The organism is Pseudomonas sp. SC3(2021) (assembly GCF_019856535.1).
Classification (GTDB): domain Bacteria; phylum Pseudomonadota; class Gammaproteobacteria; order Pseudomonadales; family Pseudomonadaceae; genus Aquipseudomonas; species Aquipseudomonas monsensis.
The window spans coordinates 3,822,911-3,838,356 of the sequence record NZ_CP082236.1; the positions used below are offsets into that span (position 1 = coordinate 3,822,911).

Consider the following 15,446-nt stretch of genomic DNA (forward strand, 5'->3'; position numbering starts at 1 on the left):
GTGTGTGCTCTGTCCTGTGGGTTTGACGACATTACCCGAGCGCTGACAGTCACTCAAGGGTATCCGGGCGTATCGGCGGCCCCGCTGGCAACAACCTGAGAAGGGTTACTTGATGGGCGGGGCGCGGTAGTGATCAATACGATGCCAAAACCGGTCACAGGTTCAAAGCAACTGACAGCTAACGCCGGTTGAGCACTCAGGGTCAGGGCTAATGCTGGCTCAACTGGGTTCTGACTGCGGTTTCCGCCGGTTTCGGCTGGCCGTCGGCAGTCAGAAGACCGAAATTCTTCTCGCGATCATTGCTGCCGGTGTCGCTGTTTTTCCATTCGTAGATCGACGTCAGTGCAATGTTGCGGGTTTTGATATCGGCGACGAAGGCACTGATTTTACTGGCCTGACCCTCCATACCCCCGTTGGACGCGAGCGCCGAGATACCCCATTCGCTGATCACCCCCGGCAGATGGAAGTTCTGCTGGATAAACGCTTGGGCATTGCTGATCTGCGTGCCGGTCATGCCATACGGATGATAGGAAATCGCGCTGAGGCATTTTGGGTATTCGCTGACGATGCGGTTGAGCGCCACCGTGGACGCCGAGCCGGCGGTGGGTGGTCGGGCGAAACCGAAGCCGATCACCGGGGTGGCCTGAGGTTTGTCCTGCAGCGTCTTGCACGCGGCTCTCATGAACGGCACGAACGTCGTATCGAAATTCCCGGTCGGCCAGTAAGTGTTCAGATCCGGCTCGTTCCATAACTCGATCGCCACCAGTTGCGAGCCGTAGGTCGTTGCCAGGCTGGTCAGCGCGTTGGCGTACGCGACGCCGGCGTTCGTCAGATCATTGGCCGGCAACGGCTTGGTCGCGCGCAAGGTCATCAGCACCGGCAGGCCAGCGGCACGGGCCACAGCGAATGCGTCGCTGATCTGCTTTTGATAGGCCGCGCTGCCCAGGCTGTCAGTCCACACGCCAAAGCGTACGAAACTGAAGCCGGTGCTTTTGACCTTTTCGGCGTCGGCGGCGGAGAAGGTCTGGACCTTCACCTGAACACCGATGGTTTTATTGGCAGGCAGTGCCGGGAACAGTTCATTGGCGTGACTCTGGCCGGTTGCTGCCAGCAGCAACAGGGTCAGGGCGCCGAGTGGTTTCAGAGGTGCTGTTTTCATGTCGGTTCTCCGGGTGAGAAGTGACAACGGCGAAAAGTTTCCAGTGATAACCGATTCGAAACTGACAATCGCACTAAGTGCGCGAATGTTAGTTTTTGTCAGGAAGCCAGAGTCTGAAAATCACAGTTATTTTTAGTCCGGTAATTCCGTTTGGGCGACTTTTGGCGCTGTGGTACTTAATACGCTGGTACTAACAGGGCGAATCTGTTTCTGAGTGCAGGATGATCTAGTGGGTTCATTAAGATTTTTTCTGAGTGTTGGCAGAATGATATTACACAGGAAAGTAAACCTTGTTCAGAAATATCCTGGTTGTGTGCGTTGGCAATATTTGCCGAAGTCCGACTGCAGAACTTCTGTTGCGTAACGCGCTGACCGCATCAACCATCTCGGTGACCTCTGCAGGCCTCGCGGCGCGAGTTGGCGAAGGCATGGAGGCGTCGGCGCGCCAGGTCCTGGAAGACCGCGGCCACAGCGCCGAGGGTTTCAGGGCGCGGCAATTGACCGCCGATATCGTCAATGAGTCGGACCTGATTCTGGTCATGGAAAAACAGCATGTAAATCAAGTCCTGAAGATTGCCTCTCACGCCAGAGGCAAAGTGTTTCTGCTCGGCAAGTGGCAGAGCGAGCGTGAAATACAAGACCCGTATCGTCAAGGCAAGGCCGCTTTTGTTCATGCACATGCATTGATTGAAGATGCCGTTAGTTCATGGGCGCAGCGCCTCGGGCATTGATCAATATTCTTCAGAACAGTGAATGGTAAGAACAGACTTATGCAGTTACCGTCAGTAATCGGCACCCGTGACAACGATCAAGACAGTATTGATCTGCTCGGCATATTCGGCAGTCTGATTGACCAGAAGTGGCTGATCGGCGCATTCACCGGTGCCTTCATGGCCGCTGGCGTTGCCTATGCGGTTCTCGCCACACCGGTGTATCTGGCGAACGCGCTGGTACAGGTGGAGCCGAAAAAGAACGACATGCTCGGCTTTTCCGATCTCAACAGTATGCTCGGCGGCCAATCGCCGTCGGTGACCGAAATCGGCATCATCAAGTCCCGCGCGGTGATCGGCAAAACCGTCGATGACCTGCGTCTGGACATCGACGTCACGCCCAATACGTTCCCGATGATCGGTGGGTTTTTCGCCCGGCGTTATCGCGGCGAAACCGAAACCAGCGTGGCGCCGCCGCGTTTCGGCCTGAACAGCTATGCCTGGGGCGGCGAGCGTCTGGAGATCACCCGGCTCAACCTGCCCAAAGAACTGCTGGGGAAAAAACTTACGCTGATCGCCGGCGAACAGCAGCACTTCCAGTTGCTCGACGACAACGACAACCTGCTGGCAGAGGGCGTCACGGGTGAAGTCTTTGCCCAGGACGGCGTGGAAGTGCTGGTCGCCCAGTTGGCGGCGAACCCCGGCACTCGCTTCGAAGTGGTGCGCAATCCACGGATCGTGACCATTCAGGGGTATCAGGACGCTCTGGATATTTCCGAACAAGGCAAAGAGTCGGGGATCATTCGTCTGGCGCTGGCCAGCGCCGATGCCGCTGAAGCGGTGAAGATCCTCAACAAGATTGCCGCGCTGTACGTGGATCAGAACGTGCGTCGCACTTCGGCGGAAGCTGCGCAGAGCCTGGCCTTCCTGCAAAGCCAGTTGCCTCAGGTCAAGCGTGATCTGGCCAAGGCCAGCGATGCGCTGAACGCCTACCAGACCCACGGCAAGACCGTGAACATTTCCCTCGAAACCCAATCGGTACTGGGCCAGTCGGTGGCGCTGGAAACACGGATCTCCGAGCTGAAAATGCAGCAGGCGGAGATGGATCGCAAGTTCACCAGCCAGCACCCGGCCTATCGCGCGTTGATGAGCCAGATCGGCGAATTGACCCAGCAACAGAAGTCGCTGGCAGGCAAAGTCCAGGACTTGCCGGCCACGCAACAGGAATTGCTCAACCTGACCCGCGATGTCGAAGTGGCGTCGCAGATCTACACACAACTGCTGAACAAGTCCCAGGAACTGGACATCGTCCGCGCCGGTGCGGTGGGCAATGTGCGGCTGGTGGACACGGCGGATGTCGACCTGAGCAGCCCGGTCAAACCGAAGAAGGCGCTGATCGTGTTGATTGCCACGTTGCTCGGCGCGTTCGTCGGTGTGGCGCTGGTGTTGCTGCGCAAATCCCTGAGCCGTGGCCTGGAAGGCCCGGAAGCCATCGAGCAACTCGGCTTGCCGGTGTACGCCTCGATTCCCTACAGCACCTTGCAGCAGGAAGAGGATGGCAAAAAGGGGCGCGCCCGCGATGGCGTCGACAAGCCGGCCTACCTGTTGGCCCTGCGCAATCCGACGGACCTGTCGATCGAGTCGATCCGCAGCCTGCGCACCTGCCTGCACTTTGCCGGGCTGGACTCGACCAATAACCGCATCATGATTTCCGGGCCGAGTCCGCAGGTCGGCAAGACCTTCGTCTCCTCCAACCTTGCCGCCGTCATGGCTCAGAGCGGTCAGCGCGTGGTGCTGGTCGATGCCGACATGCGCAAGGGCCATCTGCATAAAACCCTCAACACGCCGATCGTCAACGGTTTGTCGGACCTGCTGGTCAAGCGCTGCAGCATCGAGCAGGCGATCAACAAAATCGAAGGCGCGGACCTGCACTTCATCAGTCGCGGCCAGGTGCCGCCCAACCCGTCCGAGCTGCTGATGCACGCCAACTTCCGTGAGCTGCTGGCGCAACTCAGCGAGCTGTATGACGTGGTGATCATCGACACGCCACCGCTGCTGGCGGTGACCGATGCGGCGATTGTCGGTCGTGAGGCCGGGATCAGCCTGATCGTGACGCGCTTCGGGGTGAACCCGGCCAAGGAAATCGAACTGACCATCCGCCGCTTCGCGCAGAACGGCATCGAGTTGAAAGGTGCGGTGTTCAACGGCGTCGAGAAGCGCGCGGCCAGCTACTACGGCAACGGCGGCTACGGCTACTACAACTACGAATACGCGTCCGACAAATCCTGAATGGTCCTTACATGTTTGAAGTGGGTGAGTTGTGAAAAAAATACTGCACGTGGCTGAGACGATCAAAGGTGGCGTCGCGACGGTGATCCGCACCATTTCGGTTTCGCCCGAAGGCGACGCGGCGCGCTACGAGCTGGTTTACCTGGTGCCCCAGGATCAGGAAAAGGAACTGCACGGCATCGCGCCGCATCAGATCCGCACTTTCGCTCGCAGCGGGCGCAACGTGCCCTCGCTGCTGCGTTTCGCCTGGCGCCTGAGCCAGGTGATGCTCAAGGAAAAACCCGACGTGGTGCATTTGCACAGCACCTTTTCCGGGGTGATCGGCCGCGTCGTGTGCGTACTGTTGCGACCGTGGCGCAAGCCGAAAATCGTCTACTGCCCGCACGCCTTTTCGTTCCTGATGGAAAGCTCGCCAACCAAGCAGAAGGTGTATGCGTGGATCGAGCGGGTGCTGCAGAAGGTCACCGACGTGATTATTTGCGTCAGCCAGTACGAGCTCGATAAAGCGGCGCGATTCGGCATCGAGCGCAAGCGCATGAAGCTGATCTACAACGGCATTCATCAGCGCGACGAGGCGCCGAAAGCCCAAAGCCCCGAGCCGATTCATCTGCTGTTTGTCGGCCGTCTCGATTACCAGAAAGGTTTCGACGTACTGCTCAAGGCCTTTGCCAAGGTGCAGCGCAACGACTTGAAACTGACGGTGGTCGGCAGTGCGGTCAACGAAGACTCCGTCGAGTGTCCGCCGATGGACGCCGTGGAATACCTGCCGTGGGTCACGCCAACGGAAGTGCACGCGCTGTACCAGAAGGCCGATGCGCTGATTGTCCCGAGTCGCTGGGAAGGCTTTGCCATGGTGCCGCTGGAAGGCATGGCCATGGGGCTGCCGGTGATCGCCAGCAACTGCACCTCGCTGCCGGAACTGGTCACCGACGAGGTGTCCGGTTACGTCTTTCCCTCCGGTGATCACCAGGCGCTGGCCGACGTGCTGGCGAAAATCCAGAAGCCGCGCTTGCTCGACCTTGGCAACGAAGGTCGCAGCATTGTCCGCGAGCGTTTCAGCGCCGCGTTGATGATCCGCCAGACCTACGACCTGTATTGCGCTCCCACTTATTAAGTAGAACTCAGCTTATGAACGTAACGATTTTGCATGGCTACAGTGCGTCCAACTCCGGTGACGGTCTGCTCGTCGACCTGGCCATTGCCTTGGTGCAGCGCAACTTTGGCGACGACACGGCGATCAGTGTCGTGGCGTCCGATCCCGAGTCTTTCAACTACTTGCCGCACCCGCGTTTCGACGCGCCGGTGATGGCAGCCAAGGGGCTGGGGCGGGTCAAGCAAGCGGTGTTCCTCAACCAGTCCTACGCCGGGCTGGCTGATCTGTTGAAGAAAACCGACCTGATCGTTGGCGTCGGCGGCGGCTACATGCGCTCCAAAAGCGCCTTCGAACACATCAAGCTGAAACTCGGCCACGCCAAGCAACTGGAAACCGCGATCCTCAGCAAAGTGCCGTCGGTGTACCTGCCGCAAAGCATCGGTCCGTTCCATGGCGAGAGCCGCAAGATCGTCGAACATTACGCCAGCGCAGACGCGGTGTTTGTCCGTGACAATCGTTCCTCGGCAATGTTTGACGCCTGCGAAAACGTCTACCGCGCACCGGACCTGGCCGTGCAGTCGCTGGCGAGCAAAATCCTTGCGCAACCGAAGTTCACCCGCTGCGCCGCGTCGCCGGCCACCGTGTGCGTGGTGTTGCGCAAGCCGCCGGAGTGGAGCAAGGAAAAGAAAGTCGCCTACGTGGCCAACCTGAAGCTGCTGCTGCAGCGCCTGAAGAACAAAAGCAAAGTGGTGTGCGCCGTACAAAGTGCCGTGCGTGGCAACGATGACGGTGCGTTCTATCGCGAACTGGGCATCACCGAAGACCTGTTGTCGTTGAAGGCGACGATTGCCAAATATCAGCCGGACCTGGTGATTTCCGTGCGTCTGCACGGTGCCATTGAATCGCTGCTGTCCGGCGTGCCGGCGTACCACATCAGCTACGAGCGCAAAGGCTTTGGCGCCTATCAGGACATGGGTGTCGAGGACTGGGTGATCAACGGCGGCGACATCAACGTCGACACCATCATCGACACGGTTTACAAACCGAACGCACTGGCCGGTTTCGGCAAGCGCCTGACCGACACCTGCCGCGAGATCGAGGCAAAAACCGTGGCCATGGACGAGATCATCAAAGGTATCGTTCGATGATATTGCGGCTGTTGCTTCGCGGCGGAGCCTTAGGCGCGAAGTTCTTGCTGGTGCTGGCGATCACTCATTACCTCGGTTATGAGGCGCTGGGTTTTTACGGTGTGGTGGTCGCCGCGTCGTTGATCGCGTCGAAGTTCTACAGCGTCGGTTTCAGTTCCGAGATCAACCGGTTGATCAGTGTCGGCGGCAGTTCGCGGCGGGTGGTCGACCGGGTCCTGCTGCTGTATCTGGCGGTGGGACTGCTGTTGTCGGTGCTGACCGTGCTGATTTACTCACTGTTCCAGACGGTGGACGCGACGGTTGCGCTGATTCTCTGCGTGACGCTGGTGCTGCTCACCGAACACCTGTCATTCGAAATCAACTCCTTCGTCTTTTCCGCGCAGAAAGCCACCGCCGGCGCGTTGCTGTTCTTTATCAAGACCGGCCTGTGGGCGCTGTTGGCGGTGGGCGGGATGATGCTCGGCTGGGTGCCGGGGATCGCCAGTGTGTTGTGGCTATGGGTCGCCGCCAACGTGCTGGTTATCGTCGCCGGTTACCTGATCGTGGTGAACGTGCACAAGGGCCGCGTGGCCGGGCCGTTGGCCACCGCTACTGTGTGGAGGGCCGGGTTGCCGTTCTATCTCGGCACTGGCTTGATCGCCTTGAGTCAGTACGCCGAGCGCTTTCTGATCGTCGATCTGGAACCCTATGCCAGCCTCGGTAAATACGTGTACGCGTGGTCGGCGGCCAACACCTTGCAAGCGCTGTCGTATGCGGTGGTGGCGGTGGTCGGTATCCCGGTGCTGGCCAAGCGGTTTCAGGCTGATCAGCAGGCGTTCACGCTCCGGCAACTGTTCGTCAACAAATGGGTCGCACGGTCGCTGGTGGTCTCGGTGGCGGTGGCGGTGGCGATTTATCTGTTCTTCAACGTGGTGCTCGATTACGTCGCCACCAGCGTGCCGCGTCCGGATAACGGAATCCTCGGTGTGCTGATCGTTTCCTTTGCCTTGCGTGCGATTGGCGACATCGTTTGGGGCGGTTTGATCGCCTCGAAAAACAGCCGGGTGTCGCTGGCCAGCGCGGCCATTTGCGTGCTGGTGTCGGTGCCGGTCAGCTACCTGCTGATCAAGCACTATTCGATTTACGGCGCGGCGTGGGGCAACGTCTTCGCGATCATCGTGCAACTGGTGGTGATTGCCGTGTTGACCCGCGTGACCGGGGCGAAAAAGGCTGCACTGTCATGGGCCTGAAATTGCCGTGCATCGAGTTTCGCGGCAAAAAACTCGATTCCTCGCTTTCGTTTTTGATCCTGTTCACCGGGCTGTTTCTGTCGGTGGCCATGCCGTTGCTGATTCCCCGCGATCCGGGCCCGGATGCCATGACCTTGTGGTCGTCCTATGCCAGGGCGGACAACTGCAATTTCTGGAACCCGTTCTCGCCGGATCGCTCGTCCTACGAGTGTTCGGCGTTCCTGCTGCGGCCCACCGGGATCAACCTGACCAACGCCTGGGCCTACGGGATGTTCTGCAATTTTTTCCTCACGGCGATTCCGGTGGTGGTATTTCGGCGCATGCCGTTGGCGATCTTCGGCACCTTGTGCCTGTGGGGCATCGTTCGCTCGTTTTTTCTGGAGAACCTGACCAAGGAAATCATTGTGTCGGTGGCAGTGTTGAGCATTCTGCTCAGCGCGTTGACGCGCAAATATCGCGGCGGTTTTTTCCTCTCGGCGGTGATCTACGGCGTGCTGATCCGGCCTTACTGGATTCTGTTTTCGCTGTCGTGGGTCGGCGTCTGTGTGATGAAGAAGTACGTGTCACGCACCACGTTTTTCCTGATGTTGTTCCTGTTCTACCTCGCTGTGGCCATGGCGATCCAGATAGCGCTGGGCTTTCCGGTGTCGTCGATTCGCGCGAGCAACAACGAATTGCGCACGGCGGGGGAGGAGGGCTCGAAATCGTTGATCGTGTCGTGGCTCAGCGGCAGCGACTTCGTTTCGCAAGCGCTGGACTCGATGATCATCTTCTTCCGGCTGTCGTTTCCGGTGGAGCTGATTCTGCTGTCCGGACCGGGGCAGGTGATCTTCGTCGCGTTGATGATCATGACCGCGCTGCTGCTGTTCAAGGTCATCACCTCGACTGATTACAAGGGCGCACCGATCCAGACCAAACCCAAGGAACTGATCGCGATTCCGCTGGCGTTTCTGCTGGTGCAGGGCTTGTTCGAGCCGGACTTCGGTTCCTTCGCCCGGCACTTCTCCATGGTGGTGCCGGTGTTGTTCGTCGGGCTTGGCTTGATGCTGCGCGCGAACAAACCGGTGCAGGTTGAATCACGCATTCTGAATTGAGGCAGGTGCTTTATGTCGAGCAAGAAAAAGTCCCTGGAGATCGAAACCCTGCGCGGGCTGGCGTGCCTGTTGCTGGTGCTTTATCACGTCATCGGGCCGCTGGGCGGTGGTTTGAAAATCGACATCGGCTCGCCGTTCCGGGTGATTGCCGACTCGATGGTGTACGTGCGCATGCCGTTGTTCACCTTCATCTCCGGGTACATCTATTCGATCTACAAAATCCGTGGCAATGACTTTTCTGCGTTCTTCAGCGGGAAGGTGCGACGCTTGATCGTGCCGCTGTTTTGCGTCGGCGTGCCGTTTTCGGTGTTGCAGGCGGTGGGCCCCGGGGTGAACAAGGAGGTCGGGGTAGTCGACGCGTTGCTGTCGTTCTGGGTGCCGATCAACCACTTCTGGTTCTTGCAGGCGGTGTTCATCATTTTCATGTTTGTCGGGTTGCTGGAGTGGCGCGGGATGTTGCGCTCGGCGACACGGCTGTATGGGTTGTTCGCGTTGGCGGCGCTGTTGTTTCTGTTGCCTCCGTTCAAGCTCGATGCGTTCGGTATCAATGGCGCGATCTACCTGTTGCCGTTTTTTGTGGCGGGGATGATTGGCCAGGAGAACGTCGACGCGCTGAAGCAGCGCTTCAAGGTGATCGGGCCGGTGCTGTTTGTATTGATCTCACTGACGTTGCTGTACGTCGCGGCAATTGATCGTGAGTTGATTGTCGATCGTCGCAGTCTGATCGGTCTGACCGTGGGCTGCCTGTCGTGCATCGCCTTGCTGTCGAGCGATGTGCGCTCGAAGGCGCTGACCTGGCTCGGTGGTTATTCCTACGCGATCTTCCTGTTCCATGTGCTGTTCGCGGCGACGTCGCGGTTTGTGCTGGGTCGGTTGGGGGTGAAGGATGAAAGCTTGCTGGTGCTCGGTGGCTTGAGCTTTGGTTTGCTCGGGCCGGTGGTGTTGTCGATGATTTTCAGCCGGTTCAATTTCACTTCCGTGTTGTTTCTTGGCGAGCGGGTGGCGAAGAAGAAACCGGCGGCGCCCATCGTCCCGGTGGTGCAGACGCAAAACAGCTAAGAGCTTCGCGAGCAAGCTCGCTCCCACAGGGATTGTGGTCATCTACAGGGATGACTTGCAGATATCCACTGTGGGAGCGAGCTTGCTCGCGAAGGGGCCATTTCAGACGGAAGGAAATTTTGCATGTTGGCAGTAGATGATGCGCATCCCGTCGCAGCGTCGGTGGTTCAGGTAGGCGATGCCCGCGAGCGTTTTGCCCAGTGGCGTGAAGGCAAGGCTGGCAAGGTGTTGTCGGTCTCGGTGATCGGCGACAGCTACAGCGCCGGGCAGGATTTCTACCTGAACAAACTGGTGCAGCGCGTGGCAGGGGAGGTGGGGTTTGCCGGGCCGGGTTACGTCGGTTTCAACCACGGTGCGGCGCTCGGCGGCACGCATTTCAAATACACCCGCAGCAGTGACAAGTACTTTGCTGGCGACTGGAAGGTTTCAGACCTGGGACAAGCGAGTCCGGACAGCCGCACGGTGACCGGCCGGCCCGGCGCATGGCTGCAGGTGGATGCGAGTCCGACGCCGCGCATTGATACGGCGGTCACTCAGGCGAAACTGCTTTACCTGGGCAACGGCGAACCCAGCGAGATCCGCTACCGCTGGACGCCTGCGCAAGACTGGCAGCCGTTGACGCTTGAAGGTTCGGGCGTTCAGGAAGTCCCGCTGACAGGTCTCTCGGCAGCGAAAGACTGGTCCTTCAAGCTGGAAGTGGTGAAGGGCACACCGACGTTGTTTGGCCTGTGGATGAGCAACGATCAGAACGGCGTGCGAGTCTCCAAACTGGCGGCGTCGGGCGCGGCCTCTGCGGATTTCTATCACCAGGATCCGCAATGGCAGGTGCAGTGGAAAGCTGCCGTGTCGAAGATCCCCGCTGATGTTTACTTGATCATGCTCGGCGGTAACGATCAGGGTTTCGGCGTGAAGCCAGCGCAGTATCTGCAGAACGTTCAGGGGCTGGTGGGGATGTTGCGCGAGATTCAACCGAAGGCGAGCATCAACCTGATCATGCGCCAGGACACCACGCGTTCCAGCGCCTATCCGATGTCAGCCTATGCACAGGTGCTTGAGCCTTGGGCGCGCGCGCAGCATCTGGGTTACGCCAATCTGCAATGTGCGTTCGGCCCCGACGTCAAACGCTACGCGGCGGCAATGATCGGCCCGGACAAGATTCATCCGGTGCCGGCCACGGGTGGGAAGGTGATTGCCGATTACTTTTATGGCTGGATCATGGGCGTCAAGGATCGGTGCGACGCCCTCCCGAAATAACCACAAACCCCCTGTAGCTCCTGCAGGGGGAATGGGTCAGGCATCAGACGTCCTGCGTGAAGGCGTCGACTTGCTCGAGCAACTCCGCAATCTTCTGCGGCATCAGCCGTGTATCACAACGGGTTTCCACGTTGATGATGATCGCCGGGTCGTTGCAGCAGATACGCACGCGAAAGCGCCAGTCGCTGAAAATGACTTTCAGACCATCGCGATCATCCATTTCCAGCGCCTGCTCGCCATACAGCTTTTTCAAATGCGCGAGCAGCGGGTACGGATCGCGCAGCGGCCGGCGAATGTCCCCGGACGCCGGAAACACACCAATCCGCTCCACCAGCAGAATCGTGCCCAGCCAGGACTCGTTGGCGCTGGGCAACGGCTGATGGCGGGACAACCAGCTCATCACCCCGAGGTTACCCACCTCGCGTTCAATCTCTACGGAATGTTGTGCAATGTTCATGGTGGCCTCGTTGGGTGAAGGGCGCCGTCTCAGCGGCCCTTGAGGTAAACGTTTTCGTAGCAGAAGTTGGTCGCCTGCAGGTAACCCTCGGCGTCGCCGCAGTCAAAGCGCAGACCTTTGAATTTGTAGGCCAGCACGCAACCGTTCTGCGCCTGTTTCATCAGCGCGTCAGTGATCTGGATCTCACCGCCCTTGCCCGGCTGGGTGTCGGCGATCAGGTCGAAGATGTCCGGCGTGAGAATGTAGCGGCCGATGATCGCCAGGTTCGACGGGGCGTCCTGCGGCGCCGGTTTTTCCACCATGTTGTTGACCCGGTAGATGCCGTCGGACATCAGCTCGCCGGCAATCACCCCGTACTTGTGAGTCTGGTCGGCCGGCACTTCCTGGATGGCAACGATCGAGCAGCGGAATTTCTTGTACAGCTGAATCATCTGCGAGAGCACGCCGTCGCCTTCGAGGTTCAGGCACAAGTCATCGGCCAGGACCACGGCGAAGGGTTCGTCGCCGATCAGCGGGCGGCCGCTGAGAATCGCGTGGCCGAGGCCTTTCATTTCCACCTGGCGGGTGTAGGAGAAGGTGCAGGTGTCGATCAGCTCGCGAGTGCCGGCAAGGAACTTTTCTTTCTCGGTGCCGCGGATCTGGTGTTCGAGTTCGTAGCTGATGTCGAAATGGTCTTCCAGCGCACGCTTGCCCCGGCCGGTGACGATGGCCATGTGTTGCAGGCCGGCGTCCCGTGCTTCTTCAACGGCGTACTCGATCAACGGCTTGTTGACGATCGGCAACATCTCTTTCGGCATGGCTTTGGTGGCCGGCAAGAAACGCGTGCCATAGCCGGCAGCGGGAAACAAACATTTACGAATCATAAAAGTATCCTGGACAGTCATGGAACACAGGCAACAGATGCGCGCACTCATACAGGGCGTGCAAGTTTCAATAATATTGTTGAACGACTGCTTTAATACCTGAGTCAGGTTGTTGATGGCAATTAGTCGTAGCGGTAAAACATGACAATGTTATGAGATGTCGGTAAGTGCGGTATTAGTTATTTTTAGTCGGTATCTGTTGATAGTGATGAGTGCGCGGGGAGTGCTAATAAGTAGCGGGCAATACAGTGTGACCTGCAAAAATATTTATTGCCAGTCATTGAACTAGTTTTGTTTCCGGTTGTTGTCGCCTTATTTATGTGGTGTGTGACACATCTTCAATAAATCAGGCTTGACACGCTACTTGTCACTCATCCAAAGACGGATCGCGCTATGAAGATTCTGGTAACGGGTGGTGCCGGTTATATCGGCTCGCACACCACACTTGCGCTGCTTGAAGCAGGTTATGAAGTTGTCGTACTGGATAACCTTTGCAACAGCAGCGAAGCCGCGTTGCACGCCGTTGAAAGCATTTGCGGCAAGAGTGCCTGGATGATCCGCGGCGATGTCTGTGACCGGGCACTGCTCGAGCGGATTTTCCGCGAGCACACCATCGAAGCCGTCCTGCATTTCGCCGGGCTCAAGGCCGTGGGCGAGAGCGTGCGCAAGCCGCTCGAATACTACGAGACCAACGTCAGCGGCAGCATCAACCTGTGCCAGGCGATGGCAGCGGCGGGGGTGTTTCGTCTGGTGTTCAGCTCCTCGGCGACGGTGTATGGCGAGCCTGAGCAGATGCCGATCCGTGAGGATTTCCCCACCGGCAACCCGACCAATCCCTACGGCCAGTCCAAGCTGATCGTCGAGAACGTGCTGCGTGACTTGAGTCAGGCTGAGCCGCGCTGGAGCATCGCCTTGCTGCGCTACTTCAACCCGATCGGCGCCCACGCCAGCGGGCATATGGGCGAAGACCCCAACGGCATCCCGAATAATCTGGTGCCTTATATCAGCCAGGTGGCGGTCGGCAGCCTTCAGGAGTTGTCGATCTTCGGTAACGATTACCCGACAGTGGATGGCACCGGCGTGCGTGACTACATCCACGTGGTCGATTTGGCGGACGGGCACTTGAAGGCCTTGCAGTCCATCGCTGAACGCACCGGCATTCATACCTGGAACCTCGGCACGGGCGATGGCTACAGCGTGCTGCAAGTGCTCCACGCGTTCGAACAGGCCTGCGGGCAACCGGTGCCGTATCGCATGATGCCGCGCCGTTCCGGGGATATTGCCGAGAGTTGGGCCGATGCCTCCAAGGCCGCCAAAGAGTTGGGCTGGAAAGCCACGCGCAACTTGCAGGACATGGTCACCGACACCTGGCGCTGGCAATCGAACCATCCTCGCGGTTATCTCGAATGATGTCGTTCTAATACTGAATGTTAGTTTCGGTCAGGTGTTAGATATCGTCGGGAAAATACGCTGGAAATGCCTTTTGCAAGTCCGTAGATATAAACCTGCCGTTCGACTTTTATCAGTTGGGTAAGACTGTGAAAGAACAACGGATCTTGTTCGCGCTTTTTGCGGACTTGAACGCTACCACCTCTAACTCAGACCGGTTTTTTAACAGGTCGAATGTTAGAAAGGAGTTGATATGAAAAAAGTAATGGCAGTTGCCCTGTTGACGATGTTGAGCAACTGGGCTGCCGCCGCTGAAGCGCCGCTGACAGCGGTGACCAATGTAGGTGGCAATGTAGCGGCTTCTCAAGCGCCTGCAGCCAGTACTGCAATGGTCGCCAGTGCTGTAGCGGCGTCCAACAGCGGTGGCAGTGCCAACGGCGGTACTACCGGTACCACAGGTACCACCGGTACCACCGGCACGCATAACTAACAGGAACATTTGTTAGTGCAGTACAAAGTCGCCCGACGCAAGTCGGGTGACTTTGTTTTTAGATTCGCCCTTGAATAGCGTAGTGCCATTATGACTCGTAGTGTTTATCTTTTAATGTTGGCAAGTCTCGCTCTGCAAGGTTGCATGTTTTCCCCCGGTCAATATCTGAGCACCGGTGGCATTACCCGCCAGGGTGCCAGCGAAAGCAGCCGGGTCGAGCTGATTCCGATCACGCCCAAGCTGATCTCGATGAACCGCGCCACGCAAAAGCGTGAGTCGTTGCCGCCGGAACTGTTGGCGACGCCCGCCGAGTACCGCATCGGCAACAACGATGTCCTGTACATCACGGTGTGGGATCACCCGGAGCTGACGGCCCCGTCCGGCGCGCAACAACAGATCGACGCCAACGGCCGACTGGTGCGCTCCGACGGCACGCTCTACTACCCGTTTATCAAGGAAGTCCAGGCCGCCGGCCGGACCATCCAGCAACTGCGTTCGGACATCGAACAACGCTTGTCGGCGTTTATCGCCGAGCCACAAGTGGACGTGGCGGTGTTGCGTTTCGCCAGCCAGAAAGTCGTGGTCACCGGCGCGGTGGCCAAGGCCGGCCCGCAAGCGATTTCCACCAATCCGCTGAGTGTGGTCGAAGCCCTCGGTTCGGCCGGCATCGACACCAACAATGCCGACTTGTCCGGGCTGTTGCTGACGCGCAACGGGCGCACCTATCCGCTCAACCTCGACTCGCTCAATCAGCAGGATTCGCAGTTGCAGAACGTCTACCTCAAGGGCGGCGACCAGTTGTACCTGCCGTACAACGACAACAAGCGCATCTACGTCATGGGTGAAGTCAATCAGCCGCGCGCGCTGAGCTTCAAGACCGCGACCATGAACCTCACCGATGTCCTCGGTTCGGTCGGCGGCTTGAGCCAGACCACCTCCAACGGCAATGCGGTGTATGTGATTCGCGGCGTGGAAAACCTCGACGTCGAGCCGGCGAAGATCTATCAGCTCGAAGCCGAATCGCCGACCGCCATGGCGCTCGCTTCGCACTTCGAAGTGCGTCCCCAGGACGTGGTGTATGTCGGGCCGGCCAACGTGACTCGCTGGAACCGTCTGATCAGCCAGTTGGTGCCGTCGGCATCGATTGTCGGCACTGGCGCTTCCGCTGCGAAGAACTGGAGCGAATACAGTAACAACAGCAAATAAGGTCGC

At 58.7% G+C, this 15,446-nt stretch carries 14 protein-coding genes; 11 read left to right on the plus strand and 3 right to left on the minus strand.

Annotated features, from left to right (window positions below; genetic code table 11):
• Positions 1 to 208 precede the first annotated feature (208 nt).
• Complete coding sequence (locus K5Y35_RS17100; RefSeq protein WP_222832413.1) at positions 209 to 1,159, minus strand: glycosyl hydrolase family 5; 951 nt, start codon at positions 1,157 to 1,159, stop codon at positions 209 to 211.
• A 290-nt stretch (positions 1,160 to 1,449) separates the two neighbouring features.
• Between K5Y35_RS17100 and K5Y35_RS17105 the strand changes: the two genes are divergently transcribed.
• The 8 genes from K5Y35_RS17105 to K5Y35_RS17140 all read left to right on the plus strand — a co-directional run bounded on the left by K5Y35_RS17105 (position 1,450) and on the right by K5Y35_RS17140 (position 11,035).
• The gene (locus K5Y35_RS17105) at positions 1,450 to 1,890 is read left to right on the plus strand and encodes a low molecular weight protein-tyrosine-phosphatase (RefSeq protein ID WP_123461980.1); all 441 of its coding nucleotides are present in this window, start codon (positions 1,450 to 1,452) and stop codon (positions 1,888 to 1,890) included.
• Between the two features lie 39 nt (positions 1,891 to 1,929).
• Entirely contained in the window at positions 1,930 to 4,158 is a 2,229-nt protein-coding gene (locus K5Y35_RS17110) for a polysaccharide biosynthesis tyrosine autokinase (protein ID WP_222832414.1), read from the plus strand.
• 31 nt (positions 4,159 to 4,189) lie between these two features.
• On the plus strand, positions 4,190 to 5,272 hold the full coding sequence (locus K5Y35_RS17115; protein WP_123461984.1) for a glycosyltransferase family 4 protein: 1,083 nt from the start codon (positions 4,190 to 4,192) through the stop codon (positions 5,270 to 5,272).
• Positions 5,273 to 5,286: 14 nt separating this feature from the next.
• A complete protein-coding gene (locus K5Y35_RS17120; protein ID WP_222832415.1) occupies positions 5,287 to 6,399 on the plus strand; it encodes a polysaccharide pyruvyl transferase family protein in 1,113 nt (370 codons plus the stop codon).
• Entirely contained in the window at positions 6,396 to 7,628 is a 1,233-nt protein-coding gene (locus K5Y35_RS17125; protein ID WP_222832416.1) for a phosphoribosylaminoimidazole carboxylase, read from the plus strand. Before K5Y35_RS17120 ends, K5Y35_RS17125 begins: the two co-directional genes overlap by 4 nt.
• The gene (locus K5Y35_RS17130; protein ID WP_123461990.1) at positions 7,619 to 8,722 is read left to right on the plus strand and encodes a hypothetical protein; all 1,104 of its coding nucleotides are present in this window, start codon (positions 7,619 to 7,621) and stop codon (positions 8,720 to 8,722) included. Before K5Y35_RS17125 ends, K5Y35_RS17130 begins: the two co-directional genes overlap by 10 nt.
• Positions 8,723 to 8,734: 12 nt before the next feature.
• Positions 8,735 to 9,781, plus strand: coding sequence for an acyltransferase family protein (locus K5Y35_RS17135; RefSeq protein WP_128614885.1), 1,047 nt, complete (start codon positions 8,735 to 8,737; stop codon positions 9,779 to 9,781).
• A 123-nt stretch (positions 9,782 to 9,904) separates the two neighbouring features.
• A complete protein-coding gene (locus K5Y35_RS17140) occupies positions 9,905 to 11,035 on the plus strand; it encodes an SGNH/GDSL hydrolase family protein (protein ID WP_222832417.1) in 1,131 nt (376 codons plus the stop codon).
• Between the two features lie 43 nt (positions 11,036 to 11,078).
• On the opposite strand, the gene K5Y35_RS17145 is transcribed toward K5Y35_RS17140, so the two are convergent.
• Together K5Y35_RS17145 and galU are read right to left on the minus strand one after the other, a co-directional pair.
• Positions 11,079 to 11,492, minus strand: coding sequence for a mannose-1-phosphate guanylyltransferase (locus K5Y35_RS17145; protein ID WP_123461997.1), 414 nt, complete (start codon positions 11,490 to 11,492; stop codon positions 11,079 to 11,081).
• A 29-nt stretch (positions 11,493 to 11,521) separates the two neighbouring features.
• Entirely contained in the window at positions 11,522 to 12,355 is an 834-nt protein-coding gene (gene galU, locus K5Y35_RS17150; RefSeq protein ID WP_123461999.1) for a UTP--glucose-1-phosphate uridylyltransferase GalU, read from the minus strand.
• Between the two features lie 393 nt (positions 12,356 to 12,748).
• On the opposite strand from galU, the gene galE reads away from it, so the two are divergent.
• The 3 genes from galE (at position 12,749) to K5Y35_RS17165 (ending at position 15,440) form a co-directional block, all read left to right on the plus strand.
• Positions 12,749 to 13,765 (plus strand): UDP-glucose 4-epimerase GalE, encoded by a 1,017-nt coding sequence (gene galE, locus K5Y35_RS17155; RefSeq protein WP_123462001.1) that lies wholly within the window; start codon positions 12,749 to 12,751, stop codon positions 13,763 to 13,765.
• Positions 13,766 to 13,997: 232 nt separating this feature from the next.
• Positions 13,998 to 14,234, plus strand: coding sequence for a hypothetical protein (locus K5Y35_RS17160; RefSeq protein ID WP_007910552.1), 237 nt, complete (start codon positions 13,998 to 14,000; stop codon positions 14,232 to 14,234).
• Between the two features lie 144 nt (positions 14,235 to 14,378).
• Positions 14,379 to 15,440 (plus strand): polysaccharide biosynthesis/export family protein, encoded by a 1,062-nt coding sequence (locus K5Y35_RS17165; RefSeq protein ID WP_123462003.1) that lies wholly within the window; start codon positions 14,379 to 14,381, stop codon positions 15,438 to 15,440.
• Positions 15,441 to 15,446 lie beyond the last annotated feature (6 nt).